The sequence below is a fragment of the Endobacterium cereale genome, assembly GCF_009617585.1.
Lineage (GTDB): Bacteria > Pseudomonadota > Alphaproteobacteria > Rhizobiales > Rhizobiaceae > Neorhizobium > Neorhizobium cereale.
In genome coordinates, this window is the sequence record NZ_WIXI01000045.1 from 206,338 (window position 1) to 232,853 (window position 26,516).

The 26,516-nt window shown below is 59.8% G+C and carries 28 protein-coding genes; 14 read left to right on the forward strand and 14 right to left on the reverse strand.

All coding sequences use genetic code 11. From position 1 onward, the window contains the following. The first annotated feature begins 2 nt into the window (after positions 1–2). The gene (locus GAO09_RS16435; protein ID WP_235938221.1) at positions 3–395 is read left to right on the forward strand and encodes a winged helix-turn-helix transcriptional regulator; all 393 of its coding nucleotides are present in this window, start codon (positions 3–5) and stop codon (positions 393–395) included. A 62-nt stretch (positions 396–457) separates the two neighbouring features. Here GAO09_RS16435 and GAO09_RS16440 read toward each other — a convergent pair whose 3' ends face one another. Both GAO09_RS16440 and GAO09_RS16445 read right to left on the reverse strand, forming a co-directional pair. Then, on the reverse strand, positions 458–1,027 hold the full coding sequence (locus GAO09_RS16440; RefSeq protein ID WP_153355091.1) for a hypothetical protein: 570 nt from the start codon (positions 1,025–1,027) through the stop codon (positions 458–460). 152 nt (positions 1,028–1,179) lie between these two features. Beyond that, positions 1,180–1,833 carry a DUF2161 domain-containing phosphodiesterase gene (locus tag GAO09_RS16445; protein ID WP_153355092.1) on the reverse strand — a complete coding sequence of 218 codons (654 nt, stop codon included), beginning with the start codon at positions 1,831–1,833 and terminating at the stop codon, positions 1,180–1,182. Positions 1,834–1,941: 108 nt separating this feature from the next. Between GAO09_RS16445 and GAO09_RS16450 the strand changes: the two genes are divergently transcribed. The 3 genes from GAO09_RS16450 to GAO09_RS16460 all read left to right on the forward strand — a co-directional run bounded on the left by GAO09_RS16450 (position 1,942) and on the right by GAO09_RS16460 (position 4,550). Beyond that, positions 1,942–2,532 (forward strand): TetR/AcrR family transcriptional regulator, encoded by a 591-nt coding sequence (locus GAO09_RS16450; RefSeq protein ID WP_153355093.1) that lies wholly within the window; start codon positions 1,942–1,944, stop codon positions 2,530–2,532. Then, the gene (locus tag GAO09_RS16455; protein WP_153355094.1) at positions 2,529–3,467 is read left to right on the forward strand and encodes a DMT family transporter; all 939 of its coding nucleotides are present in this window, start codon (positions 2,529–2,531) and stop codon (positions 3,465–3,467) included. Before GAO09_RS16450 ends, GAO09_RS16455 begins: the two co-directional genes overlap by 4 nt. A gap of 81 nt (positions 3,468–3,548) precedes the next feature. Further along, a complete protein-coding gene (locus GAO09_RS16460) occupies positions 3,549–4,550 on the forward strand; it encodes a transporter (protein WP_153355095.1) in 1,002 nt (333 codons plus the stop codon). Between the two features lie 60 nt (positions 4,551–4,610). Here the strand turns inward: GAO09_RS16460 and GAO09_RS16465 are convergent, their stop codons facing one another. Beyond that, a complete protein-coding gene (locus tag GAO09_RS16465) occupies positions 4,611–5,141 on the reverse strand; it encodes a BA14K family protein (protein WP_153355096.1) in 531 nt (176 codons plus the stop codon). A gap of 197 nt (positions 5,142–5,338) precedes the next feature. After that, positions 5,339–5,827 carry a BA14K family protein gene (locus tag GAO09_RS16470; protein ID WP_153355097.1) on the reverse strand — a complete coding sequence of 163 codons (489 nt, stop codon included), beginning with the start codon at positions 5,825–5,827 and terminating at the stop codon, positions 5,339–5,341. A gap of 293 nt (positions 5,828–6,120) precedes the next feature. Between GAO09_RS16470 and GAO09_RS16475 the strand changes: the two genes are divergently transcribed. After that, positions 6,121–6,852 (forward strand): DUF695 domain-containing protein, encoded by a 732-nt coding sequence (locus GAO09_RS16475; protein WP_153355098.1) that lies wholly within the window; start codon positions 6,121–6,123, stop codon positions 6,850–6,852. 88 nt (positions 6,853–6,940) lie between these two features. On the opposite strand, the gene GAO09_RS16480 is transcribed toward GAO09_RS16475, so the two are convergent. Both GAO09_RS16480 and GAO09_RS16485 read right to left on the reverse strand, forming a co-directional pair. Next, positions 6,941–8,032 (reverse strand): FAD-binding oxidoreductase, encoded by a 1,092-nt coding sequence (locus GAO09_RS16480; protein ID WP_153355226.1) that lies wholly within the window; start codon positions 8,030–8,032, stop codon positions 6,941–6,943. 40 nt (positions 8,033–8,072) lie between these two features. Continuing rightward, a complete protein-coding gene (locus tag GAO09_RS16485; protein WP_153355099.1) occupies positions 8,073–9,317 on the reverse strand; it encodes an aromatic ring-hydroxylating oxygenase subunit alpha in 1,245 nt (414 codons plus the stop codon). Positions 9,318–9,647: 330 nt separating this feature from the next. Here GAO09_RS16485 and GAO09_RS16490 point away from each other — a divergent pair, with 330 nt between their 5' ends. Beyond that, positions 9,648–10,256 (forward strand): DUF6656 family protein, encoded by a 609-nt coding sequence (locus GAO09_RS16490; RefSeq protein WP_324185429.1) that lies wholly within the window; start codon positions 9,648–9,650, stop codon positions 10,254–10,256. Positions 10,257–10,293: 37 nt separating this feature from the next. Here GAO09_RS16490 and GAO09_RS16495 read toward each other — a convergent pair whose 3' ends face one another. Continuing rightward, positions 10,294–10,668, reverse strand: coding sequence for a hypothetical protein (locus tag GAO09_RS16495; RefSeq protein WP_153355100.1), 375 nt, complete (start codon positions 10,666–10,668; stop codon positions 10,294–10,296). Positions 10,669–10,783: 115 nt separating this feature from the next. On the opposite strand from GAO09_RS16495, the gene GAO09_RS16500 reads away from it, so the two are divergent. Both GAO09_RS16500 and GAO09_RS16505 read left to right on the forward strand, forming a co-directional pair. Next, positions 10,784–11,764, forward strand: a complete 981-nt coding sequence (locus GAO09_RS16500) for an L-threonylcarbamoyladenylate synthase (protein ID WP_153355101.1) — start codon at positions 10,784–10,786, stop codon at positions 11,762–11,764. Positions 11,765–11,797: 33 nt separating this feature from the next. After that, positions 11,798–13,243, forward strand: coding sequence for an FAD-binding oxidoreductase (locus tag GAO09_RS16505; RefSeq protein ID WP_235938223.1), 1,446 nt, complete (start codon positions 11,798–11,800; stop codon positions 13,241–13,243). 31 nt (positions 13,244–13,274) lie between these two features. On the opposite strand, the gene GAO09_RS16510 is transcribed toward GAO09_RS16505, so the two are convergent. Then, positions 13,275–15,644, reverse strand: a complete 2,370-nt coding sequence (locus GAO09_RS16510; RefSeq protein WP_153355102.1) for a DUF1217 domain-containing protein — start codon at positions 15,642–15,644, stop codon at positions 13,275–13,277. 341 nt (positions 15,645–15,985) lie between these two features. Here GAO09_RS16510 and GAO09_RS16515 point away from each other — a divergent pair, with 341 nt between their 5' ends. Continuing rightward, positions 15,986–16,552 carry a DUF6101 family protein gene (locus GAO09_RS16515; RefSeq protein WP_153355103.1) on the forward strand — a complete coding sequence of 189 codons (567 nt, stop codon included), beginning with the start codon at positions 15,986–15,988 and terminating at the stop codon, positions 16,550–16,552. 74 nt (positions 16,553–16,626) lie between these two features. Here GAO09_RS16515 and ubiA read toward each other — a convergent pair whose 3' ends face one another. The 6 genes from ubiA to GAO09_RS16545 form a co-directional block, all read right to left on the reverse strand. Beyond that, complete coding sequence (gene ubiA / locus GAO09_RS16520; protein ID WP_153355104.1) at positions 16,627–17,583, reverse strand: 4-hydroxybenzoate octaprenyltransferase; 957 nt, start codon at positions 17,581–17,583, stop codon at positions 16,627–16,629. Positions 17,584–17,639: 56 nt separating this feature from the next. Next, positions 17,640–17,960, reverse strand: a complete 321-nt coding sequence (locus tag GAO09_RS16525) for a YkgJ family cysteine cluster protein (RefSeq protein WP_153355105.1) — start codon at positions 17,958–17,960, stop codon at positions 17,640–17,642. Further along, a complete protein-coding gene (locus GAO09_RS16530) occupies positions 17,957–18,271 on the reverse strand; it encodes a hypothetical protein (RefSeq protein WP_153355106.1) in 315 nt (104 codons plus the stop codon). The genes GAO09_RS16525 and GAO09_RS16530 overlap by 4 nt, the downstream gene beginning before the upstream one ends. A gap of 315 nt (positions 18,272–18,586) precedes the next feature. Beyond that, entirely contained in the window at positions 18,587–18,796 is a 210-nt protein-coding gene (locus tag GAO09_RS16535; RefSeq protein WP_153355107.1) for a cold-shock protein, read from the reverse strand. A 272-nt stretch (positions 18,797–19,068) separates the two neighbouring features. Further along, positions 19,069–19,323, reverse strand: coding sequence for a hypothetical protein (locus GAO09_RS16540; protein ID WP_153355108.1), 255 nt, complete (start codon positions 19,321–19,323; stop codon positions 19,069–19,071). A gap of 61 nt (positions 19,324–19,384) precedes the next feature. Next, positions 19,385–21,685 carry a Tex family protein gene (locus GAO09_RS16545; protein ID WP_153355109.1) on the reverse strand — a complete coding sequence of 767 codons (2,301 nt, stop codon included), beginning with the start codon at positions 21,683–21,685 and terminating at the stop codon, positions 19,385–19,387. Positions 21,686–21,926: 241 nt separating this feature from the next. Between GAO09_RS16545 and GAO09_RS16550 the strand changes: the two genes are divergently transcribed. From GAO09_RS16550 to GAO09_RS16570, 5 genes are all read left to right on the forward strand, one after another. After that, complete coding sequence (locus GAO09_RS16550; protein ID WP_153355110.1) at positions 21,927–22,124, forward strand: hypothetical protein; 198 nt, start codon at positions 21,927–21,929, stop codon at positions 22,122–22,124. A gap of 174 nt (positions 22,125–22,298) precedes the next feature. Then, the gene (purD, locus tag GAO09_RS16555; RefSeq protein ID WP_153355111.1) at positions 22,299–23,570 is read left to right on the forward strand and encodes a phosphoribosylamine--glycine ligase; all 1,272 of its coding nucleotides are present in this window, start codon (positions 22,299–22,301) and stop codon (positions 23,568–23,570) included. A 143-nt stretch (positions 23,571–23,713) separates the two neighbouring features. Beyond that, entirely contained in the window at positions 23,714–24,223 is a 510-nt protein-coding gene (locus tag GAO09_RS16560; RefSeq protein WP_153355112.1) for a plant virulence effector HPE1-like domain-containing protein, read from the forward strand. Positions 24,224–24,229: 6 nt separating this feature from the next. Next, on the forward strand, positions 24,230–24,430 hold the full coding sequence (locus tag GAO09_RS16565; RefSeq protein WP_153355113.1) for a hypothetical protein: 201 nt from the start codon (positions 24,230–24,232) through the stop codon (positions 24,428–24,430). A gap of 172 nt (positions 24,431–24,602) precedes the next feature. Further along, positions 24,603–26,435 carry a methyl-accepting chemotaxis protein gene (locus GAO09_RS16570; protein ID WP_153355114.1) on the forward strand — a complete coding sequence of 611 codons (1,833 nt, stop codon included), beginning with the start codon at positions 24,603–24,605 and terminating at the stop codon, positions 26,433–26,435. The last annotated feature ends 81 nt before the right edge of the window (positions 26,436–26,516 follow it).

Here is a 26,516-nt window from a genome sequence, read left to right on the forward strand (position 1 = left end):
GCATGAACAAGGATCTGAATTATGACATCGTGCCCGGCTGCACGATGTATGCGGCGCTCAACCTGATCAGCGGCAAGTGGAAAGGCATGATCCTCTATCACCTGCTGCGCGGCACATTGCGCTTCAATGCACTGAAACGGGAGCTGGGCGATTGCTCTCAGCGCCTGCTGATCAAGCAGCTGCGCGAGCTCGAGGAAGACGGGCTGGTGGAGCGTAAGGTGTTTGCCGTCATTCCGCCCAAAGTGGAATATTCAATCACCGAGGAAGGCCGCACGCTGGCGCCGATCCTGCTTGGCCTGCGCGACTGGGGCCATGGCTGGCTGACTCGGCGCAATCTGGTCGCGCGCGATGATCATCTGGATTTCGATGTGCCGACCACGCCACCGGCAGCCTGACCTTTTTCTCAACCGGCGCACCCTGCTTCAGGGTGCGCCGTTCTTGTCTCTTATTGACTCTCTTACTTGCCCGTCAGCCACTTGCGGATTTCGAGCGTGAAGGATGCCGCCAGTTTCTGGGCCAGCGCATTCTGATCCTTGGTGGCAACGGCATTGATGGCCATGGCCACGAAGAAGCCGACATTGCCGCTGCCCTTCACGCCGTGGTCGGAGCCGACGATCCGTGGATTTTGGGCGATCACGCTGCCATCGGCAACATTTTCTAGGCGCACGGTGCCGGTAATATAGCTATCCGTGCCGCCCAGAACGCGGCCCGGCGCCGACGCGAGATCCGCCTGTTGCAGCGTGATGACAAGACGCGCAGCCTTGGGGCCACCCGGCAGGCCCTTCAGTTTTGCACTGGCGTCAGCCTCCAGCGCGCGCACGATCATCGCCGCCTGCGCTTCCGGCGTGATGCCGTTCAGCATGGGAAGACCGGTGGACACGTCCGGTGTTGCCTCGACGCGGACGGAGGTGACGTTGGCGCCGTTCAGCGCCTCGACCAGACGCGGATCACGCGTCTGGCAGCCGGCCAGAAGCGTCAGGCCGGCGACGACGATCGCGACCTTCAGAAAGATATTGGAAATGCTCAATTCATGCCCCACTCGAAATGCAATCATCCGCAAGGCCGGCCTAGACCGGTTGCGGCATGCGAACCAAAAGTCTGCGACGCCCTACCCTCGTCGCGGTTCGCGTTATGCATGGATGGAGAGGCACAGCAACGCTGTGTCTGCGGGCTTGGTTATCAGTCCTTGACCGGCAGGGCTGCAATTGCGGTGCGGCCGGTAACACTCAGAGCATAAACGCCTTTTTCGACTTTCTCGAACCAGCCGTAATAATTGTTGCGCAGCATCGCCCCGGCATTGGGCGCGGTGTCCTTCAGGTCGCGCGGGCGAAGCGGGCCATCCACGAGCGCCGTAGCAATCGCGATCGCCTGCTGGCGATAGGCGGTCATGATCGGCACTTTTGTCGAGCCACCAAGCGCCGGGTCGCCGACGCGCTTCTTGTGTTCCTTCACCAGCCGTGTGCGGCGTTTCGGGTTGGTGCGCGGCATGGGTGACACCGAGGAGACCAGCACGCTGACCTCACCCTGATCCGACACACCGAGCATGCCGATGCCGAGCCGCCGGCAGAGATCACGATACCGCTTGTCGCTTTCGCGCCCCCTGCCCTTGGCCGAGATGCGGGCGGCGATCCACACCTCATCGGAAACGGCAGCGCGATCCACCGCCTGCAGGATGAGTTCGAGATTGAAGGTGAGTTTCAGTTCGCAGATCACCACGACCGTTGGATCGCCCTCTGACAAGCCCACCAGATCGCAGCCGCCGATCTCCCCCTTCACCGTGTAGCCGGCGGCTTCGAGAAAGGTTTTGACGGGGAGGTAGAGCGTGGTTTCCATGCGGGCCTGATGTCTTTTTGCAGTTTGCCCCGCATATCATGATTCTGGGAAGAGATTGACCTTTGTGAACACAGTAGGTAGACCAGTCTACCTACTCCCGAGATCACCATGGACCAGATCGATCCTGCAGCACACGAAACAGCGCGTGAAAAACTGCTTAAGGCGGCCGCGGTGCTGTTTTATGAAAACGGCATAGCCGGTACCGGCATCGACGCCATCATCGCCCGTGCCGGCGTGGCGAAGAAAAGCCTCTACAACAATTTTGCCTCCAAGGCGGATCTGGTGCACCAGTATCTGACCATACGCCACGCCGAATTGCTGGCGTTTTACCAGAGCCGCCTCGCCACCGCCGGCACACCGAAGGACAAGGTGCTCGCGGTATTCGATGCCTATCAGGACCATGCCGAATTTGCCTATGAGCGCGGTTTTCGCGGATGCGGGCTGCTCAATGCCGCCGCCGAACTGACGGTGGGCGATATCGGCCGCGATGCCGTGCGCCGTCACAAGGAAGAAGTGGAGGGACTGATCGCCACGCACCTGACCGAACTTTTGAACGGTGACGCAGCGCGGGCAAAAGCGCTTGCCCGCCAGCTTGCCTTTCTCCTCGAAGGCGCGATTACCCGCGCCGGGCTGGAGGGCAACGGCACGCTTGTGCTCGAAGCCCGCGCGATAACCTCCGACATGCTGGACAGATTATGACCACGACCAACAACGAATTCCGCATCGGCGTGGCCGGCGTTCTGTTTGCCTCGCTCGTCTGGGGCACGACCGGCACGGCAGCCGCCTTCGCGCCGGATGTGAGTGCCGCGGCGATCGGGGCTGCGGCCATGGGCATTGGCGGGCTTTTGCAGGCGGCGATCGCGCTGAAATCCATAGGCCGGGCAGCGGCGGAGCTGAAACGGTTCTGGTTGCTGCTGGTCGTTGGTGGCGTGGCAGTGGCGATCTATCCGCTTGCCTTTTACGGCTCGATGCGGCTGGCCGGCGTCACCATCGGCACGGTCGTCACAATCGGTTCGGCGCCGCTTCTTTCGGCACTGATCGAAAAGGTTTTCGATGGCGCGCAACTGTCGAAACGCTGGCTTGTCGGGGCGCTGATCGGGCTGGTGGGCATGGTGCTTCTCTGTGTGGCGGAAGGCTCGCATACGGACACCATCCTCACCGGCAACGCCACCATTCTGGGCATCGCGCTCGGCCTTCTGGGCGGCCTTACCTATGCGCTCTATTCTTTTACGGCGCGCGGGCTGATGTTGCGCGGCATCCGGTCGAGGGCCGCGATGGGCGCCACGTTCGGCGTCGGCGGGCTGCTGCTGATGCCGGTTCTGTTCATGACCGGCGGACCATTCCTTGCCTCCTGGAACAATGCCGCCGTTGGCATCTACATGGCATCGGTGCCGATGTTTCTCGGTTATATCGCGTTCGGCATGGGGCTTGCCCGCATTCCGGCCAGCATGGCGACGACAATCACGCTGCTGGAACCCGTCGTGGCGGCAATGCTGGCCGTCATCATTCTCGGTGAACGCCTGCCGGCGCTCGGTTGGCTCGGCGTGGTGCTGATCATTTTCTGCCTTGTCGTCATCACGGCTCCGATAAGATTTCGCGTTCCAGGCATGCGGGCTTCAGCGGAGCGCGTTTAGCGTTTCGGAAAAACCTGTTGCAACAGATGTCACGAACAGCGTCTAACAGGCAGTGCGCCTCTCAAAGCCCGGACACTGCTCATGACGCTTCTCACCCCCGCCATTCCCGGCCTCGTCTGGGCCTATCGGTTTCACCCTGACAAAAGACCTTGTACCCGGCTGGCGACGGAAGCGACGCGGGCAGAGCTTGCCGTGGAAGACGATGGCGGGTTTTTGTGGCTGCACCTCAACCTCGCCGACCAGCGTGTGCCGGCCTTTCTCGACGGTTTTCAGGACCTGCCGCCGGATGTGGTTTCGGCGCTGACCACCCATGACACGCATGCCTCGATCACGCTCGACGAGCAGATGGTTTACGGCACGCTGGTTGATTTCCAGCGCGAGTTCGACAGCGAGACCCGCGATATCGGCTGGCTGCATTTTGTCGTCACCGAAAAGCTGATCATCACCACACGGCTGCAGCCCTTGCGCTCGATTGACCGGGTGCGGGCCGCGGTGGAAAAGAATGCCGGACGGTATCGCCGGCCGATCGACGTTTTTGAAACCATCGTTGCCGAATTCCAGCGCACGCTGATCACGCTGGTTCTGGAGCTGACGGAAGAGCTGAACCATATCGAGGATATCGTCTACGACAGCGCGCAGCGCGACGAACGCCGGAGGCTGGCGCCGGTGCGCAGAACCGTGGTGCGGCTGCACCGGCATTTGCGCACCGTGCTTGCCCTGATGCGGCGGGCGGCAGCCGCCGATGATGACGACATGCCGCTCGGGTTTGATGATGTCGCGGCACGGCTAACCAGCCGGCTGGAGGCGGTGGATCACGATGTCTATGCGCTGCAGGACCGCGCGCGGCTGCTGCATGAAGAAATCGATTCCAAGCAGAGTTCGGAAACCAACCGCCACCTCTACATCCTGTCGCTGATGACCGCCTTCCTGCTGCCGCCCTCGCTGGTAACGGGTTTCTTTGGCATGAACACGTCAGGCATGCCGTTCGAACACGGCGAGACAGGCACGACCTTCGCCATCATCTTCATCGCGCTGTCTATTGCGATTGCATGGTTCGTATTGCGGCGGGCGCGGATACTTTGAGGCAAAAGAAAACCCGCCCGGATTGATCCGGACGGGCTGGAAACAGGCTGGCCTGTCGCTTTAGAAATACGGCGAATAGCACTGCTTGCGCGGGCCGTAATTCGGCTGGAACGTGTTGGAGTAGGCGTCGTAGGACCGATACCGGGCGAAACACCAGTCGGTATGCTGCGGGTTGATGTCACCGGCGGGTGCTGCGTAACGGCGCGGCGGCGGTGCGACGTAACGCGGCGCCGGCTCGTAATATTGCGGCACCGGCTCGACATAACGCGGCTCGTCATAGGTCGGGGCGGCAAGCGCACCGCCGATGATGGCGCCGGCACCGAAGGCCGCCAGCGGATACCAGTAGCCGTCATGATAACGGTGGCGCGGGCGATAATCGCGGTAACCGCGATGGCCGCCATACCAGCCGTCGCGATAACCACCACGGTCACGATAATACTGGACCTGCACGACATTGCCGCCATCGGCCGGTTGCGCCTGAACAGATGAGGCTGCGGGGGCGATCGGCATGGCCGCGCTCGGCGCAATCGACGTGGCCAGCATAGCAGTCGCCATCCCGACAATCGAAACAGTCTTCATCAGCATGGTCATGACTTTCTCCATTCACTGATTGGTCGAATTTTTTGTTGCTGCCGAATGTGCGCAAGTTTGCCTGAACCGCGCATTAACGAATTGCATGCCGCAAAACGTCGTGCCCAACGAGACAGCCCGGCGGAGCATCATGCTCCTGCCGGGCCATGTTGTCACGACATCATGCCGTGCTGCCTACTGACCCAAAGGGACAAGGATCAGTAAGGCGAATTGCAGACGGCGCGTACGCCGGCGCGTGGCACATAGGTGTTATCCGAAGCGCGATAGCTGCGGTAACGCTGCTCGCACCAACGAACGTGGGCCGAAGACGAGCTGACGCGCGGGCTGCCCTGATTGATGGCGCCGCCGATGATTGCACCGGTGGCGAACGCTGCCAACGGGAACCAGTAACCATTGTGGTAACGATAGCCCGAACGGCGTTCGCGGTAACCGCGGTGGCCGTTGTAATAGCCATTACGCTCGAAGCGGCGCTCACGGCGGTCAAAACGACGTTCCGCACGACGATCCCAACGGCGCTCGGCGCGGCGTTCCCAAGGGCGATACTGCACATCGGTCACCGGAGCGGCGGTGCTGGTCTGCGCGGCAACGGGTGCCGGCATCTGGAAAGCCTGGGCCGGGACAAGGCCGGTGAGCGTGACGGTAAAGGCGACGGCAACTGTCGCGATGCGCTTGCGGACGTTCATCATAGATGTTTCCTCAAAATCATTCTTTTCGAATTATCGGACTGGAAACGTATGATGCCGCCTTCGGGTTCCCAAGGCGGCATCACGAAAGATGAATGTTGGTAAAGGCCTGGTGAGGACGAAGGGTTCGCCAAGTTCGGTAGCGGGTGCCACAAATTATTACGTGATGGCAGGGGCGCGCCACTGGTTCCCATTGAGAATGTCAGTGCGCAAGTCACCTCAACGCTGTGACCTGACCGGCATTGCAAGTGCCGGATGCCTCGCTATTGTGAATTGATCCGAACCGGGAGATGTAAGTGTCAGACCTGTGGAATTTCTACGCTTTGCGTGTAGACAATGAACCAGCTTCGATTTTTGTTGATCTTGGGATCGCCAAAGATGCTCCACTGGCTTCGTTCCCCAACATGGCATATTTGCGGGTCAGGATGAATAATCCGCGACCTGACGGGCTTTCCAGCCAAGAGGAATTTGATACTCTTGTTGAAATAGAAGATCGGGTTGCCCAACAAATCAAGCTCAGCGACCAATCCATCTACGTTGGTCGAAACACGTCCAGCGGAAATCGGGACTTTTATTTTTATACCCGAGATCATTCCATCGAAGATACTCTTCGGGAAATCATGGCAAATTGGCCCGACTATGCTTTTCAGACGGGAGAACGAGTCGATGAGGATTGGTCCACCTACTGGCAGTTCCTCTACCCTTCGCCAGCGGATTTTCAGCGGATGGGTAACCGTGACGTTGTCAACCAACTGCTAGACCATGACGATCAAATCGATATCCCCCGAAAGATTGATCATTTTGCGGTATTCGTTACACCGGATGGACGAGACGCATTCGCTCGACACCTCACACTGGAGGGCTATGCGATTTCTGAAACAACCGATGCTGGCGACGATACGTTCAAGATCGCATTCGACAAGGTCGATAGGCCCGATCAAATTGATGATGTCACGATCGACCTCCTCAACAATGCCCGACAGAATGGCGGCGAGTATGATGGTTGGGGTTGCACGATTGTGAACTGAATGACCGCAACTGGCCCGGCAGCATTTACCTAGCGGGGCCTGCGCCAGAGCTGCCACCTACGCAATTGAGATCGTGCAGCCTGCTCCCTTACGCCTCCACAGCCACATCCCCCTTCGGCCGCGAGCAGCAGGCCAAAATATACCCTTCCTCGATCTCGTCATCCAAAATGCCGCCATTGTGGTTCATGTCCACCTCGCCCGACACCAGCAACACCCGGCAGGTGCCGCAAAGGCCGGATTCGCAGGCGGCGCCGATGCGTACGCCATTGGCGCGCGCCGTCATTAAAACCGTCTGGCCCGGCTGGCAGGGGAATTCCTTGCCCGACATGGTGAAGGCGACATTGGCGAGCACCTCGCCTTCCGCCGCCGTCGAGGGCAGTTCCTCGATTGACGGAAGGGCCGGCGCAAAACTTTCCTGATGGTAGTTTTTCATGTCGAAGCCGAGGCTTTCGAGCAGGCCGCGCACCGCCGTCATGAACGGTTCCGGGCCGCAGCAGAACACCGTGCGCTCCATGAAATCGGACGCGAACATGGTGATCTTGGCCCGGTCGATAATGCCCTGCAAGCCGACCCAGGCGTCATGACGCGGCGAGTTTTCGACGATCAGCCCGAGCGTCAGTTTTGGCATGTGACGGGCAAGGTCTTCCAGCTCGCGTCGAAAAATGATGTCGGCGGGGGTGCGCGAGCAGTTGATGAAAACGACATCGCTCGATGGCGCGCGATCGTTCAAATCTCTGGTCATCGACATCATTGGCGTGATGCCGGAGCCTGCCGAGATAAACAGATACTTTTGACCCGGATGTTTGACGTAGGAGAAGTCGCCCAGCGGCCCCAGTGCACGGATTTTCATGCCCGGCTTGAGGTTCTCGAACATCCAGCGGGTGCCGATACTGTCCTTCTGCGCCTTCACCGTGACGGCGACGGTGAAGGGACGCGAGGGGCTGGACGACAGCGTGTAGGTCCGCATCGTCGGTTCCTTCACGCCGTTCGGGCCGACTGGCAGTTCCAGCGTCACGAACTGGCCCGGCACGTAGCGGAACCAGCCCGGTTTTTCCGGCTTGAAGATAAACGTCATCACATCAGCCGTTTCCGGCGTGACGGAAATGCATTCCAGAAGCTGCAGCCTTGCATTCCATGGCTGCATCTCGTCGAGGTGCGGATAAGCTGCCGCCATGTTCATCTCACGAATTGAAGGTTCAAGCACTGGTGTTCTGGATGGTTCAGGCAACGGCCGAAAGTTTGGCCTGATCGCCCTGCAGGCGGTCCACCATGAATTTCGTGTACCACTCGACGAACTGCATGACGCCGCCCTCATGCAGTTCGGAATACGGCCCCGGTTCATAGGCCGGCGAGCGGATGCCGAAGGCGTTTTCCTCGACGATCTGGCGGTCCTGGTCGTTGGTCATGTTCCAGACGTGGGTGAGTTGTTCGATATCGTAATCGACGCCTTCCACCGCATCCTTGTGCACCAGCCATTTGGTGGTGACCTGGGTTTCCTCGGCGCTGATCGGCAGCACGCGGAAGGAAATCGTGTGGTCGACCAGCATGTGGTTCCACGTCGTCGGGTAGTGGAACAGAAGCATGGTGCCGATATGCGAGATCGTCACGTCATCCGACAGCGCACGGCGCACGGCGCGCTTGCCGTCCATCGTGTAACTTTCGGCATCCTCGATCAGCGGCATCCGGGCAACGCGGAACTGGCCGTCCGGGTGCATATCGAACTTGCTCGGCAGGTTGGCGGCTTCGCAGCGCGCCCAGTGTTCGGAAATCACCGGATCGTCGGCGGCACCCTGCACGCCGGTGGCGCTTGGCGCTTCCGGGTAGGTGCGGCAGAGTTCCGGGTGGTTGGCGGCGCAGTGGTAGCACTCGCGATTGTTTTCCCAGACGAGCTTCCAGTTGCCCTTTTCGACAATGGTGTTCTGGTGCGCGACCTTGGCTTCCCAAAGGCGATGCGGCGCCATGTAAGGCTCGATCTTTTCGCGAACGGGTGCGAAATCCGGGGCCTCGTTGGCAAGGCAGATGAACACGTAACCGCCGACGGTTTCGCAATGCACGTGTTTCATGCCGAACTTGGACTTGTCGAAACTCTCGTCCATCTGGCGGGCAAACACCAGCGAACCGTCGAGATCGTAGGTCCACTGGTGATAGGGACAGACGAGCTTTGCCGATGCGCCGCGTTCCTGCGTGCAGACGCGGTGGCCACGGTGGCGACAGGTATTGTGGAAGGCGCGGATCAGCTTGTCCTTGCCGCGCACGATGACGACGGGGTAATCGCCGATCTGCAGCGTGAAATAATTGCCGGCCTTGGGGATTTCGCAATCATGGCCGACAAACAGCCAGTCGCGGTACCAGATGGTTTCCATATCGAGCTGGAAGTAATCCTTGTCGATATAAAACGGCTGTTCCAGGCTGTAGCCCGGACGATGATTTTTCAGCTGTCGCAGAACGTCATTGCGAATATCCATGTTCCACTCCTCAAATCGTGGGTTGGACCGGGTGCGCCATCCGCACCCCAAGCCGGCTTTTACCTGAACATGAGACCGTTATAGCGCGAGCGGGTTTCATCGGCAGAGCGACATTGCGACATGCTCTTCGGCATTGACGACAAAACGCATGCCTGACACAAAAGCGACATGTCGGGTTTTGCTCTTAGATATCAGTCCGCTACAGCAACACACGCGCTGCCTGACCATCCCGCTTTGGCGCAAACAGGCTATTAACAAACATAAAATCGTGGAAACACCCCGTTAACAAACGATTGCTAATCTGCACGCAATCAACGGAGTGGCACCGCTGTGGAAAGCCCCAAGCTCAGATATTACGATGCCAGCGCCTGGCGCCCGGTAGCGCCACGGATCAAGCCGGCCGCGCATTCCGAATTTTTGCGCACCGGCCGCATCTCGCGCCATCGCGACGACTGGTTTCCGCAGGAGCGCCGTTACCTCACCTATGAGGAAGTGGCGACACGCACCGGCAAGAAGCTGGAGACCGCCGGCGAAACCACGCATGAACGGCTGAACGCCTTTCACCACGACATCCAGTTTCCGAAAGTGCTGTTTCACCGCACGTTTCCGGAACGGCCGCATCTCGGTTACTGCCATGTGACGGCGGCCAGCACCTATATGGCGCAGCGCTCGGTCAGCTGGTCGTTCTACATCTGCAATTTTTTTGCCGAGCTTGGCGAGAGCGAGCAGTTTTTCGAGCATATCAATGCCGAAAGACGCCGCATGTATTTTGCTGTCGCCATCGAAGGTGAGCCGGGGGCTGCAAAGATGCGCATCAACCGCGGCATTCGAGGCAATGGCGTGCTGTTCCAAACCAGCAATCCGCATGATGCGCTGCGAAACGTGCTGATGCTGGGCGCGCCTGACAGTGCGTTTCGCGCGATTTTGCAGAAGATGTAAAACGCCCTACTCAAGACCGGGATGATCGTGACCGCAGTCAAACGCGGACAAGATCGGCCGTAAGATAACGTTTCGACAGTTTCTTTCCGCTCTGTTCGAGATAATAGTTCGGCACGCCATCCTTGAAATGCCAGAGGATGTCGCGAATGGTGCCATGGCCAGCGGAAAACGCCACCGTATCGCCGACATCCATCTGCAGCGGTTCGATGACGGTCAGACAGGTCTCGCTGACACTGAATTTTTCACTGCCGAAGCGGATATCTGCCCAGCCATCCTTGCGGGCAATCACCCGAACGACGCGCTGATTCCGGCTTCTGTCCGATAGCCGCCGGGCACTGTCAGGCTCGGCCAGGGATGGATCGGTTTCGTTTGTCCAGAACAGAATGGCAGATGCGTCTCGGGGATTGGTCATGGCCTGCAGTCTGGACGAAGTATGGGGCACCGACAATGCGTGCGCTCGTTCGAGCTGGCGGTTTTCAAATGCAAAAAATATTGCCCCTCCCCCTGCCGCGCGCTACAGCGTGTGCATGACAGCTGAGATCATCGACGGCATCGGGCAAAAGCAGGCGGCAATCGACGCTGCTGTGGCTATCCTCAAGGATGGGCAGCCGGTTGCCATCCCCACCGAAACCGTCTATGGGCTTGCAGCCGACGCCACCAATCCGGCAGCGATTACCCGTATCTACGAGACCAAGGGCCGGCCGCGTTTCAACCCGCTGATCTGCCATATGTCGGATCTTGCGATGGCAGAGCGGCATGCGAAATTCGATCCGATCTCCAGAAAGCTGGCGGAAAAATTCTGGCCGGGACCGCTGACGCTGATCCTGCCGCTGAAGGAAGACGGGCGCAGCATCCATCCGCTGGCAACGGCGGGTCTCGATAGCGTGGGCATTCGCGTTCCAAAAGGCTTTACGGCTGATCTGATTGCCGCACTGGACAGGCCGCTGGCCGCGCCAAGCGCCAACACGTCGGGAAAGATCAGCCCGACCAGTGCGCGTCACGTCGCCGACGATCTTGGTGAAAAGCTTCCCCTGATCATCGACGGCGGATCGGCGCCGGTCGGTGTCGAATCCACCATTTTGCGCGTCGAGGACGGAACGATCCGGCTATTGCGGCCGGGCGGGCTTTCGGTCGAGGATATCGAGGCTGCCACCGGCCTGACGGTCGAGCGCCGCGAAGGACCGGCGGCGATCATCGAGGCGCCGGGCATGCTGGCATCGCATTATGCGCCGGGGGCTGCCGTGCGTCTGGACGCAATCCATGTGGAACCGGGCGAAGCGCTGATCCGGCTGGGCGGCGTTGCCGTCGAGGGCATCGACAAGGCAAAGGCCGTGTTCGACCTCAGCCCGAGCGGCGACCTTGCAGAAGCCGCCGCCAACCTTTTCGATTATCTGAAAAGAGCCGATGCCACCGGCGCGGACCGCATTGCCGTGACCGCCATTCCGCAACATGGGCTCGGCGAAGCGATCAACGACCGGCTGGTGCGCGCCGCCGCCCCTCGCGAATAAAACACAAGACACAAGCCTCTGGGAGAAATGCCGATGGATGTTCCGCAGACCGATGCAATGGTGATCGACACCGCGCTGCTCGACCGCTTTGCCGCCATCGTCGGACCCGACAATGCGCTTCGCGATGAGGCCGATCTCGCCCTGCGCGTGACGGAAGACCGTGGCCTTTATCGCGGCACCTCGCCGATGCTGCTGAAGCCCGGCTCGACGCAGGAAGTCGCGGCGATCATGAAACTTGCCAGCGAGACCGGCACGGCAATCGTGCCGCAGACCGGCAATACCGGTCTGGTTGGCGGACAGACGCCGCGTGCGGGAAAGGCGGACATCATTCTTTCGCTGGAACGCATGAACCGCATCCGCGATATCGATCCGGTGGCGAACGTGCTGGTCTGCGATGCCGGCGTGATCCTTGCCGAAGTGCAGCGCGCCGCGGAAGAGGTCAACCGGCTGTTTCCGTTGTCGCTCGGTTCGGAAGGGTCGTGCCGTATCGGCGGCAATCTTTCCACCAATGCCGGCGGCGTGGCGGTGCTTGCCTATGGCAACATGCGCCAGCTTTGCCTCGGCCTTGAAGTGGTGCTGCCGACCGGCGAGATCTGGGACGGCCTGCGACGGCTGAAAAAGGACAATACCGGCTATGATCTGCGCGACCTGTTCATCGGTGCGGAAGGCACGCTCGGCGTCATCACCTGTGCAGTCCTCAAACTTTTCCCACGCCCCGTCGGTCATCAGGTGGCCTTTGCCGGCCTCAATTCCACCGAGGATGCGCTCAAACTGTTCGAAAAGGCATCGAGCCTGTGCGGGCCGGCGCTGACCGGTTTCGAACTGATGCCGCGCATCGGTGTGGAGTTCACCACAAAACATATCGACGGCGTGCGCGATCCGCTCGAAAGCCCGCACCCGTGGTACGCGCTGATCGACATTTCCACGTCGGATTCTGCTGAAACCGCCGAGACGATGGTGCATGCCCTGCTGGAGCAGGGTTTCGAGGCCGGTCTGGTGCAGGATGCGGTGATTGCCTCGTCGGTGGCGCAGGCTCAGGCCCTGTGGCACATGCGCGAAAGCATGTCGGCCTCACAGAAGCCGGAGGGCGGCTCGATCAAGCACGACATTTCCGTGCCGATCTCAAAGATCCCGGCCTTCATGGCGGAAGCCGAACAGGCTGTGCTGGCGGCCGTACCCGGCGCCCGCGTTTGCGCCTTCGGGCATCTGGGAGACGGCAATATCCATTACAACATCTCGCAGCCGGTGGGCGCCGACAAGGCGGAATTCCTTGCCCGCTGGCACGAGGTGAACGAGATCGTCCATGGTCTGGTCCTGAAAGCGGGCGGCTCCATTTCCGCCGAACACGGGATCGGCCAGCTGAAGCGCGACGAGCTTGCCGCGATCCGCTCGGATATCGAAATGGACCTGATGCGTCGCATCAAACATGCCTTCGATCCTGCCGGCATCATGAACCCGGACAAGGTGATCAGGGCATAGGGCCGGCACAGCCGACTAGCGGCCAGCCCTGTTACCGATATTGGCTGATAGCCGAAAGCAGGTCGGCGCTGATACCCGCGCCGGACATATTGCCCGTGAGAATGCTCAGCGCGGAGGAGGATGCGTTGCTGTTTTCCAGATCGTAAAGCGCGGTGAACTTGTTGATGACCTTCTGAACTTTTTCCGGGTCTTTCAGATCTTCCAGGTTCATGTATTTCTTGACGAGTTCCGCCTGCTTGTCGACATCCATGTTGCTGAATTCCTCCGGCAGCGAATAAGTGGTGCGGAAAAATTCCAGAAGTGCGGTATCGCCGATGATGTCGTAGGCGCTAGTGATCGATTTCGACATGCGTTCGAAATAAAGCGCAAGACGCACGCCGTTATTGCTTTCGCCCTGCTCCTCTTCCAAAGTCTGGCGGTTGTAGCGGTTTTCAGTTTCGAGAACCTTGCCCTGCGTCTGGATCGAGGTGCCGTCATCGCGCTTGGCGAGATTGCCCTTCGTATCGAAATTGAATGTACCGAGGATTTCCGCCCAGACCGAATTCTTCTGCTGGTTCACGAAGCTTTCGGGATCGCTGAGATCGGAGGCGAAGACCTGTTTGAGGAAATCCTTGTCCACCGATTTCGGATCGATATCGTAAGCGGTTAACAGCACCGTGGTCAGGCGGTCGTCGTCGATAAATTCGGATGCTGTTTTGATCTTCAGCATCTGTTCCGAATAATATTTCGTTTCGACCGATGCTTCTTCCTTGGCCTTGGTGCGCGCGGTGATGTTTTCACGCACCTTCTTGCCGCTCTCGTTTTCCGTTTCCTTGGTGCCCAGCCGCTTTTCATCGTCGATGAAACGGGTCACCTTGATGATGTATTCCGACGCGACGGACTTGACCGTACCCTCCGTCTGCGCCGAAAGCGCCGTGGTAATGCCGCCATCCTTGGTGAAGTTGAAGGCACGGGCGAGTGTCAGGTAACGTTCGTCATTGAGCTTGTAGGCATAACTCTTGCTGTCGGTAAGATCACTGGTCAGCACCTGCTTGATGGTGGATTTGCTGACGGAAGCCGGGTCGAGACCGACCGCCTTCAAGGCAAAATTGAAGACGTCAGGCTTCGTCAGGAATTCATCGACGGTCTTCACGTCGGCAATCGCGGTCTTGTAGAGGCTGACCGCCTTTTCATCAGCGGCATCCTGCGCGTCGTCGTAACGGCTGAAATAACGGCTGGCGGCTTCTGCCGCCTGCTGTGTGGTCTGCGCAGCGCCCGCAGCCACCTTGCCATCGGTTCCGAAATTGAACGCCTTTGCCAAGTCCAGATAGGCAGGTCGTGTGGCGCCGTAGATATTGGCATAACTGCCGGGATCGTTGAGATCGCTGGTCAGAATCTGCTCGATGGTGGAACGCACTACCGTTGCCGAGGTCAGATCGAAGGCGACCTTGATATAATTATAAACCCTGTTGTCGGTCAGGATCTCGTTGACATCGGTCACCGTCGCCATCTTGGCATTCACATAATCGCGTTCGGCCGCAGCTGTTGCCGATGACAGCCGCTCCTGGTTGGCGAGATACAGCGTGTTAACCGCCGTCTGCTGCTCGGCAGACTGCGCGCCTTCGGCGGGCATGGTTCCATCAGCGTTGAAATTGAACGCATTGGCCATGTCGTAATAGGTCTGGATCGTGTCGAGCGACGATTCGTAACCGTTGATCTCGGCTTGTATCAGGTTTTTGTCGGCGGTGGTGGTCGCGGCCTCGAACCGGGCCTGCGCATCGGTCAGCCTGTTGCCGAGATCATCGCGCTGCACGCCCAATGTCGTATTGATGTAGCTGTCCGGGTCCGTCGTATCGCTGGACAGGACACCCTTTACCACCGCGCGATTGTAATATTTCTCGTCGACCCCGAAAGCGGTAAAAACATAAGAACGCAGGCGTTCATTGTTGAGCAGCGCGTCGGCACTGCCCACCTGGCTCATCATGGCGTTGAAATAACCCGTTTCGGTGGCAACGCCGGCTCCCTTGTCATCCATCGTCGTACCGTAGAGATCGGTAAAGTTTCCGATCTGGGTCTCGGATTGGGCTGCGGCACCCTGTACGGAAAAATTGAAGGCCGTGGCAAAATCGCGGTAGCGGCTGTCCGCCAGCTTGTTGGCAAAGCTGTCATCGTCGGACAGGTCGCTTTCCAGGATCTTCTGCATGAAGGCCTTGGCATAGGTCATGTCTTCCAGGCCGTAGGCTTTCATGGCGTAGGCATAAAGCCTGTAATCGTCCATGAATTCGTCGACGCTGGTGATCTTGCCGATATTTGCCTCGTAATAATCGGCCTCGCGCTTGACGGCAGACTGGTTCGACACACGCTTAAGACTTGTCGACAGATCGCGGTTGACCAGATCGTAGCTCAGATATGTCGATACCATGCGGATGCCCTCGTCTCATGCCTTCGCGGTGTCGTTCACCTGATGTTTTACACAGGTCCGCTTAAGGAATTCCTTGCGTAATTCTCTCACCCTAGGCTTGTCTCAGCCTTGCCCTGTTCCGCCTTGATACGCCGCGTTTCAGCTCCGCACAAAACCGCCGATGTTCATAAATCCGAAACCGTAACAGATTCGGTTTTGCTAACCATCTGAACCGGCAGGGATTTCTTAACCGCGATTTTTAAGTCGTTCTGGAAGGGGCGCGCCTATGTTGGAGCCATCAGAGGACAAAAGTCCCGGTGAGACGTCGGAAACGGCTCTCAGGTAAAACAAGGGTGCATTAGATGACACAATCCGTTCTGAAGCCCGCATGGGCCGGATCAGCTCTGCGGCTCGACCCCGCAAGAATTCTCCAGCAGATCAGCTACAGCCTGCGCGGCGCCGACGGCGATGTTTCCATCACGATCGATGAGCGGGGCGCTGTTCTGCGCAAGATCCTGCCACAGAGCGGCCTGCCGATGTCGTTTGCCCTGCCGGCCCGCGCCTTCAAGGGTGTGGCCGCCCGCGCCATCGACCATGGCGACGGTGAGGTGACGGTGACGCTCGAACTGCATCACGAAGATCCGGATCTGTGCGTACCGCTTCTCGTTGCCCATGATCTTTGCGATATCGCGGCCGACTGGCGCTCGTGGTCGGAAGCCTTCCACATCCCGATGCTGATGGTGGAAGCCGACGGCGTTGCCCGCCCGCTTGAAAACCACCTTGGCGAAGTGCGCCAGAGCGCGCCCACCCAGCGCCGCCGCCACTCCTATTTCGCCGCCCGTCGCCCACGTTTCCTGGTGCGCCGCTCGACCGGCAGCCTTGGCGTGACGATGAAGATCGAAGGCAAGGAAATCATCGCCCGCCGTTAAGGGTGGCATGGTTCAAACGCAAAAGGCCCGGTCGCGAGACCGGGCCTTTTGTCTGTTTCAGCGATGAAAACGTTTCAGGCAAACGATGCCAGCGAGGCCATAAGTGCAACAAAGATCACCGCGCCGACACGGCCGTTCGACTTGAACAGGCGCAGGCAGTGATCCGGGTTGTCGATTTCCAGAATGAGAATCTGCCAGGCGAACATGATCGCCGCCACGGCAAGGCCGAAATAACCGAGGAAACCGACGCCGGCTGCGGCAAAGGCCAGGATCAGGAACAGCAGCGCCATTCCGTAAAGACCAATCAGCCAGGCCTTGGTATTTTCTGCAAACAGGCGGGCGGTGGAGCGCACGCCAACCAGCGCGTCATCCTCCTTGTCCTGATGGGCGTAGATCGTGTCGTAACCGATCGTCCACAGAACAGCGGCGACATAGAGGAAAAACGACGCCCATGACACTTCGGCAAACAGCGCCGACCAGCCCATCAGAGCGCCCCATGAAAAGGCAAGGCCGAGGAAGAATTGCGGCCAATCCGTAAAGCGCTTGGCGAAGGGATAGATGGCAACCACCGCCAGCGACAGGATCCCGAGGCCGATCGAAAACAGGTTGAACTGCAAAAGCACCCAAAGGCCGACAAGCGCCTGTGCGCCTAGAAACAGTTTTGCCTCGGAGCGGCTGACCCGGCCCGACGGCAGCGGACGCGAGCGGGTGCGCGCCACTTCCATGTCGATATCGTGGTCGACCAGGTCGTTATAGGTGCAGCCAGCACCGCGCATGGCGACCGAACCGACAAAAAACAGGAAGAGGTAGAACAGCACCCAGCCGAGCGAAAAACGGCCATCGGCAACATCGTGATTGGCGGCGAGGCCGACCGACCAGAAACACGGCCACATCAAAAGCTGCCAGCCGATCGGCCGGTCCCAGCGGGCAAGCTGCGCATAGGGCCAGGCGGCGCGCGGCAGCACATGATAGACCCAGTTGTCGGAAGGCGCATCGGCCACGCGGCCGGTATCATCGGGGCTGTTTGTCATGCCCGGTTTCTGCCCCGCGAGGATGATTTGGTCAAGCGTGGGATGGAGGCGCGCTTTTACGCGTGGCCCACACTATCCAGCCCGAAGGCCGCGCGGGCGGTCCTGCATTCGTCGTCACCGGGATTGCAGGCTCGGCACACATCGGGCCTGACCTCGTAGATCTGGCAGGCTGCGCCGACGCCAACCTGCCCTGAAAGGGCCGAACAGCGTTCGCCTTCGCAACGCATGCCCCGCCCGTCCGCTGCGACCAGTTTCTCCGGAATAAGATCCAGAGCTTCATCTGTTTCCATGGTGAAGCGGGGCCATTCGGAAGAGTACGAGCAACATGCACCGCATGTCTGACAATCCCAAGTGACCTCGGCTTCCAGAAACGTCATTTGTGCTTCAGCAGCCAGATCTTGCCGGCCATGGTAATTCCATGCGCAGATTCCGATGCATCAACGTCCGGGTTCAGCTCGCGCAAGAGGCCGTGCTCTCGCAGCTGGTTGACGGTGACAGTCGTTGCGGTTTTCACCGCGCGCGGGCGTTCCTTGAAGCGGTCCGACGGTGCATAGGTCACCTGGGCGTCAAGATGCGTCCACTTTTTGCCTTCCTGCGGGAACAGGTCGCCATCCTTTGCAAGCTTCAAGCCCCTGACCTGGGTTGGGGTCAGTTCCACCGTAAGCGATGCGGCAGCGTTTTTTTCCATAATATCGTGTTCCTTCTCATGGTCGCGGCAGCTTGTGATGCCCTGGCAAGGAACATGCTTTCCCCAGCTGTGAGGTTTGCCGCTGGTAAAATATGCCGGGCATGACGTCCTGACAAGCACGCCACGTATGCAGCCCTCCAGTCATGCCGCGCTGGATAGGCTTCGGCATTCCGTGATGACTTTGTCCTTGCCGGTCGCGGCACTTCTGCCGACCACAATAACAAAAAAGGCCAGGTTTTCACCTGACCTTCACGTGGTCTCACGCTTTCAACAATGCCAGTACATCCGTGGTCAAAGGAAAGCGGAAAACCGATCTTAGATGGCCTGGAGGTTGCTGGCCGACATCTTGCCGGAGCGCTTGTCCTGCTCCAACTCGAAGGAGACCTTCTGGCCTTCTACGAGTTCGCGCATGCCAGCGCGCTCAACAGCCGAGATGTGAACGAACGCGTCAGCGCCGCCGTTGTCAGGCTGGATGAAGCCGAAGCCCTTGGTGGAGTTAAACCATTTTACTGTGCCAGTGGTCATGATGAACCCTTTCTTAGCAACAAGAGGGACCGCCACGCGTACACGTCGCGGATGATGATAACGATGCTTTAGAGGGAGGGTCGTCCAACACGCGATACCACGCGCAGTAAGAATATCTCGGCAAGAAAATATCGATAAACCCTAGATAGATACACTGACGCCAAATGTCAACTTTTCGTTTTCGATCATTTGTCCATGCGAGGAGACGGCGGCAATGACGCGGCCGGACGGCAAAATTTGCCAATCCGCAGCGGCTGTCGCGAGCCTTGTGATCAGGCGTCCGACGACCATTTTACATCGGAGCCCCGCAACCAGCCGAGCGCCGCTTTCGCGTCACGTTCGGCTGCGGCAAGATCGTCGTAAAGCCCTGACGTATAGGTCGTTGTCCAATAAGCGTAAGGATCAAACCCCGGCACTTCACCCCAACACTCCTGTTCTTCACCGAATGAATAAAATCCATCGGAGTTGCGAATGAGCGTGAAGCAGGCTTTTTCGTCCGTTCTCGTCACATCGTGGATACGGGTCACGTGATGAATGTCCTTCCGGTCATACCGATCTCTCTCAACCGGAGAGATCGGCAACCGCCCCTCACCGCTTCTTCATCGCTTCCGCCAAAGCCGCGCCGAATGCGCCCTGACTGGCCGGCTTTTCCGTGTTCATCAGTTTCGGGTTCACCGGCTTGCCGCGATCGCCGCCACGTGGGCCGGGTGCAGGCGCTTCGCCGCCATCTTTGCGCATGGTGAGCGCTATGCGCTTGCGTTTCACATCCACCTCGACGACGCGGACCTTCACCACATCGCCGGCCTTCACCACCTCATGCGGGTCCTTGACGAACTTGTCGGCCAGCTGCGAGACGTGGACGAGACCGTCCTGATGCACGCCGATATCGACGAAGGCGCCAAAAGCGGCAACGTTGGTGACGGTGCCCTCCAGCAGCATACCGATTTTCAGGTCGGTGATTTCGTCAACGCCATCGGCAAAGGTCGCGGTCTTGAAGCTGGGGCGCGGGTCGCGGCCGGGTTTTTCCAGTTCGGAAATGATGTCCTTGACGGTCGGCAGACCAAACTGTTCATCGATGAACTGGCGCGGATCGACGGCTTTCAACGCAGCACTGTCGCCCATCAGCGCGCGCAGATCACGACCGCAGGCGGCAACGATCTTTTTCGCAACGCCATAAGCTTCCGGGTGGACGGAAGAGGCATCGAGCGGCTCCTTGCCGTTCGGGATGCGCAGGAAACCGGCCGCCTGCTCAAACGTGCGGTTGCCGAGGCGCGCGACCTTCAGCAGATCCTTGCGGCTGGCGAAGGCGCCATTGGCATCGCGGTGAGACACGATGGCTTCGGCGATCGATTTGCTGAGGCCCGAAACGCGCGCCAGCAGCGGTGCCGAGGCCATGTTGAGATCGACGCCAACGGCATTCACCGCGTCTTCGACGACGGCATCGAGCGAGCGGGCAAGTTTTCCCTGATCGACATCGTGCTGGTACTGGCCGACGCCGATGGCCTTCGGCTCGATCTTTACGAGTTCGGCAAGCGGGTCCTGCAGGCGGCGGGCGATGGAAACGGCGCCGCGCAAGGAAACGTCGAGGCCGGGGAATTCAAGAGCTGCGGTTTCCGAAGCGGAATAGACCGAGGCGCCGGCTTCCGACACGATGACTTTTGTGGGCTTGGTGCCCGGCAGATTGGTGAGCAGATCGGCCACCAGCTTTTCCGTCTCGCGGCTGCCGGTACCGTTGCCGATGGAGATCAGTTCGACATTGTGTTTGCGGATGAGCGCCGCCAGTTCCGTCTGCGCGCCGCGCACGTCATTGCGAGGCTGGAACGGGTAAACGGTCGATGTCTCCAGCACCTTGCCGGTGGCATCGACAATCGCCACTTTCACGCCGGTGCGGATGCCCGGATCAAGGCCCATGGTTGCGCGTGCGCCGGCCGGCGCTGCCAGCAGCAGGTCCTTGAGATTGCGGGCGAAAACGTGGATCGCCTCTTCTTCGGCGCGCTCACGCATTTCGCGCATCAGGTCCAGTGACAGCGACATCGACAGTTTTACGCGCCATGTCCAGCCGGCGACTTCCATCAGCCAGCGGTCGCTCGCACCCTTGTCGGAAATGTTGAAGGCCATGGCGATGATGCGCTGGGCAGGTTTGATCGGCGACGTGTCGTCGGCATCGACCTCGATGGTGAGCGTCAGAAACTCCTCGTTCCAGCCGCGCAGCATGGCCAGCGCGCGGTGGCCGGGGGCGGTTGCCCAGCGTTCGGTATGGTCGAAATAGTCGGCGAATTTGGCGCCCGCCTCCTGCTTGCCGTCGACCACGCGGGCCTTCAGCTGGGCACCGGTGCGCATATGATTGCGCAAGCGTCCGAGCAGGTCGGCATTTTCGGAAATGGTTTCGGCAACGATATCGCGTGCGCCTTCCAGCGCCACCTTCAGGTCGGTCACTTCACCGGTGATATAGGCCTGCGCAAGTGTGGCCGGATCCGACGAACGGTCGGCCCAGATCGCTTCGGCCAGCGGGCCGAGACCGCGCTCGCGAGCGATTTCGGCGCGGGTGCGACGCTTGGGCTTGTAGGGAAGATAAAGGTCTTCAAGTTCCGCCTTGGTGACGGCCTTGGCGAGCTTGACCGCCAGTTCGTCGGTCATCTTGCCTTGAGTGTTGATGCTGTCGACGATCGATGTGCGGCGGGCTTCCAGTTCGCGCAGGTAAACGAGACGCTCGGCGAGGTTACGCAGCTGCGTATCGTCGAGCCCGCCTGTCACTTCCTTGCGGTATCGGGCGATGAACGGCACCGTCGCGCCCTCATCCAGCAATCCGATCGCGGCGACGGCCTGATCCGGCCTCGAGTTGATCTCGGCAGCAATGGTGACGGCGAGGGAGCGGATATCAGCAGCCATGGTGTTCCCAGTTCAAAATTCGGAGCGGCGACCATAGTCGAACATTGTGGCATGGCAACGCAGTGATGGGGCAATGAAAAGCGGTTCCACAGCTTTGCCGCCCGCCTGCACCGTTCCGGCACAAACCGTTACCGTATCCTAACCATATTGGCAGCCATGCTAAATGACAGGTTCTCATATTGGGGCGCCTTCCTATACTTCCTCCCTGTCGCATGATGCGACATGAAAAGTGGAGATGTTCATGCCAAAGAAGGTTGCCAGGATTCTTGCAGCCGACGACGCCGTCGGCACTGAGGAGCTGGAGGCAGTTATCCATTACCTCAACAATAAGTTGTACTTAGCAAAAATCAACGGCGAACCCGTTCCCTTCCTGACCTATCGAAATCGACGGATTTTCGAAGCGACACTCAGGATAAGGACCGACCCGTTTGCCCCATGATGATGCATCTCCGGCCGCCCCACGGCCGGGGATTCCAGGGGGGCGAAATCTGAGGGTAAGGTGGCAAGTTTGCCCCTTAGAGTTAACTGGCTCTTGACCTTTCCCGCCCCCCGAATTAACCGCCCCTTAGCTACATTTCTGGGCTAAATTTCTAGCGATAAGAAGAGGCGGAATATGAAAGTTCTCCTGATCGGTTCCGGTGGCCGCGAACATGCGCTGGCCTGGAAGTTGGCCCAGTCGCCCCGCCTCACCAAACTTTTCGTCGCTCCCGGCAATCCCGGCATGGCCGATAGTGCCACGCTGGTCGATATCGGTGTCGATGATCACGCCGGCATTCTCGACTTCTGCAAGAGCAAGGCGATCGATTTTGTCGTCGTCGGCCCGGAAGGTCCGCTGGTTGCCGGCATTGCCGATTTCCTGCGTGCCGAAGGTTTTGCCGTTTTCGGCCCGTCCATGGCAGCCGCCCAGCTCGAAGGTTCCAAGGGCTTCACCAAGGATATCTGCGCCCGCTACGATATTCCGACCGGCGCCTACCAGCGGTTTACCAGCGCCGAACCGGCCAAGGCCTATGTGATCGAACAGGGCGCACCGATCGTTGTGAAGGCCGATGGCCTTGCCGCCGGCAAGGGCGTGACCGTCGCCATGACGATCGAGGAAGCGCTGGCCGCCATCACCGACTGTTTTGACGGCGCATTCGGTGCAGCCGGCGCGGAAGTGGTGGTGGAAGCCTATCTCGACGGCGAGGAAGCCAGTTTCTTCTGCCTGTCCGACGGCAAGACCGCCCTTGCGCTCGCCACCGCGCAGGACCACAAGCGTGTCGGCGATGCCGATACCGGCCCGAACACGGGCGGCATGGGCGCTTACTCCCCTGCCCCGGTCATGACGCCCGACATGGTGGAACGCACCATGAAGGAAATCATCGAGCCGACCATCCGCGGCATGGCGGAAAGCGGTTATCCGTTTACCGGCGTGTTTTTCGCCGGCCTGATGATCACCCCGAAGGGCCCGGAGCTGATCGAATACAATGTGCGCTTCGGCGATCCGGAAACCCAAGTCCTGCTGATGCGCCTGAAAAGCGATCTTCTCGACCTGCTCTACGCGGCCTCCACCGGCACGCTCGATCAGGTCTCCGCCGAATGGAGCGATGACGTGGCGCTGACCGTCGTGATGGCTTCCAAGGGCTATCCGGCCAATTATGAGAAGAACACGCCGATCGCAGCGCTTCCGCATACAACCGAGGGTGAAAAAGTCTTTCATGCCGGCACGGCGCTGAAGGATGGCCAGCTCGTAGCAACCGGCGGCCGCGTGCTGAACGTGACGGCGACCGGTCCGAGTGTCGCCGAGGCGCAGGCACGCGCCTATGCGCTGGTCGAAGGGGTGGAGTGGGAAAACGGCTTCTGCCGCCGTGATATCGGCTGGCGGGCCGTGGCCCGCGAACAGGGCTGAGCCTATCCTACCCTGCCTCAATTCGGCATTCGTTCAATATTTACCAAATCTCGTGACCGGATGGCAAGGAAGCCGGGGGTAAGCTTGCGGACAGCAAAATTGCGTCCAGCCGCCAATACGCGGCAGCACACCGGAGACTTGTCATGCGTCACCTTGTTCTGACTGCGGCGATCCTTTCGATCGGCAGCCCCGCATTGGCGTCGTCCATTACGGAACTGGCCACGACCGGCGCGAAAGGCAGCATTGTCGAGAAGCTGTGCACGGCATGCGGAGCGGTGACGGTCGCCAAGGAAGATGATGGAGCCGGCATTTACAAGGTTCCGACGCTTGGAGCAGATGTGCAGCGCACGGAAATCCGCGACATCAACGGCGAGGAAAAGCTGGTGCGCACCGAAGGCTGGTGGGGCGGCTCGCCGGTAACCTTCATCAGCAAGATGCCCGGGTGGATGACCACGCCCGAGCAGAAAAACGACGCCACGCTTCCGGTCCGCAGCGGTCCGCTCAATACCGCCCGCATCTTTCCCTCGTCCAACCCGGACGGTGTCGACACTGATGCAACGACCGCAGCCGTCGGCGAACAGCCAAGCGAACGCGCCGGTGGTTCCGAGAAAGAGCCGGGCAGTTTCAACCAGTTCGAGATTCGTGGCGAATAGGCCCTCGTGAGCCTTTTGAAACAGACCATGGCTTGCGCAGGCGTCACCCCGGTGGCGCCTTTTTCTTTTCAAGCCTCGACACCAGACATCCGTGGTCGCTCTACTTTCGCACAAAAAGTAACAAAAACAGATTTATTTGAGATTTTCCGCGATCGACAGCGCAAAACACAACCGCTGACATACCTCATCTTTGATCAGCAAAACTAAACATTGCCGCCCGACGCGAGCAAGAGTCGTAATTAAATTTTTATTTAAGTATCCCGTATAAATGCAGGGGAGTGCGATGCAGCATAGTTCCGGCGCAGGATGCGCTTTTCTTCCCGATACATAAACACGTTGAGGCTGCATCCGTTGCTGCCCGATCCACCTTGAGGGCTCCATGAAGAACCTGAAGATCTCCCACCAGCTCGTGCTGCTTGTCCTGACCCTGATGGTCGGATTTGCGGTCGGCACCTATTTCATTCTCCAGGCTTCCACCAATGCCATCTATGCCGAGCGCTACGCCATGCTGCGCACGCAGGTGGAATCGGGTATCGGCATCATGAAGTCCTTCCAGGCCCGCGAGGCCAAGGGCGAGATGAGCCGCGAGGACGCCCAGAAACAGGCTTTCACCGCCATCGCCGCCATGACCTTCCAGCCGGACGGTTATCTCTACGCCTATGACTACGACATCACCATGCGCCTTCATCCCGACCCGAAGCGTCTGGGCCAGAATTTCAAGGGCAAGCCTGACGTCACCGGCTTCATGTATCGCGACGAACTGGTCAAGATCGGCCGCAACGGCGGCGGCACCGCAGACTTCCTCGGCCCGAAGCCGGGCCAGCAGGGCGACGGCTTCCGCAAGAGTTCCTACGCGCTGTCCTTCGAGCCGTGGCAGCTGGTTCTGGTCACCGGCGTTTACGTGGATGATCTGGAAGCGCAGATCCGTGGCGAGGTTTACAAGGCCGTCGGCATCGGCGCCGTCATTCTCGTGCTCGGCTCGCTGCTCGCCTTCGTCGTCATCCGCAACATTTCCAGCCCGCTCGGTGATATCCGCTCGGCGCTCAACGCGGTTGCAGACGAGGATGTCGATCTTGCCATTCCGCATACCGGGATGAAGAACGAAGTGGGCCTGATGGCCCGCGCCACGCAGGCCCTGCAGCAGAAGGTGCGCGAGCGCCATGCCATGGAAGAACGCCAGCAGCGCAGCCAAGAAGAGCTCGACGGCGAACGCCAGCAGAACCTCAACAACCAGCGCAGCGAGGCAGAACTTCAGGCCCGCGTCGTTTCCACCATCGGCACCTCGCTTGCAGCGCTTGCCCAGGGCGACCTGACCGTTCGTTGCGGCGATCTCGGTTCGCGTTACGCCGATCTGCGTGACAATTTCAACGAGGCGCTGTCTCACCTCGAAGCCGCGATGGCCAAGGTCAATGCCAAGGGCGTCGATATCGGCGGCTCCAAGGAAGAGATCCGCCGCGCCTCCAACGAGCTTTCGCAGCGCACAGAGCGCCAGGCGGCAAACCTGGAAGAAACCTCGGCAGCGCTGGACGAACTGGCCGTTGCCGTGCGCCAGACCGCATCCGGCGCCAAGGAAGCTTCGCAGCGTGTCTCCTCGGTCAGCAGCGAAGCCACCCGCAGCGATGCGGTGGTAACGCAGGCGATCGACGCCATGGGCGGCATCGAACAGTCATCGGTGGAGATCACCAAGATCATTTCCGTGATCGACGAGATCGCCTTCCAGACCAATCTTCTGGCGCTCAACGCCGGTGTCGAGGCCGCGCGTGCCGGCGAAAGCGGCAAGGGTTTTGCCGTCGTCGCCCAGGAAGTGCGCGAACTGGCACAGCGCTCGGCCGCCGCCGCCAAGGAAATCAAGGACCAGATTTCCCGCTCCTCCGGCCAGGTACAGAACGGCGTTCGCCTTGTGGGTGAAGCCGGCGAGGCCTTGAAGCGGATTTCCGATCAGGTGAAGGCGGCCAGCGACGAAGTCAGCAAGATCGCTCATTCGGCGGCCGAGCAGGACACGACGCTGCGCTCGATCACATCCTCGCTGAACCAGCTGGATGCGGCAACCCAGCGCAATGCGGCTATGGCCGAAGAAACCACGGCATCGGCGGAAACGCTGGCCGCCGATACCGGCGAGTTGCTGGGCCTGATCCGCGGCTTCAAGATCGGCAATGCGGGTGCAGGTGCGAACCTGCATCACATGGCCGGCCAGATGCGCCGGGCAAGCTAACGTCTTATTACGAGCTACGCGGGGGACGCGGGGTGAGAAAGCCGTCAGTGCCGAAAGGTGCTGGCGGCTTTTTCGTTTCAG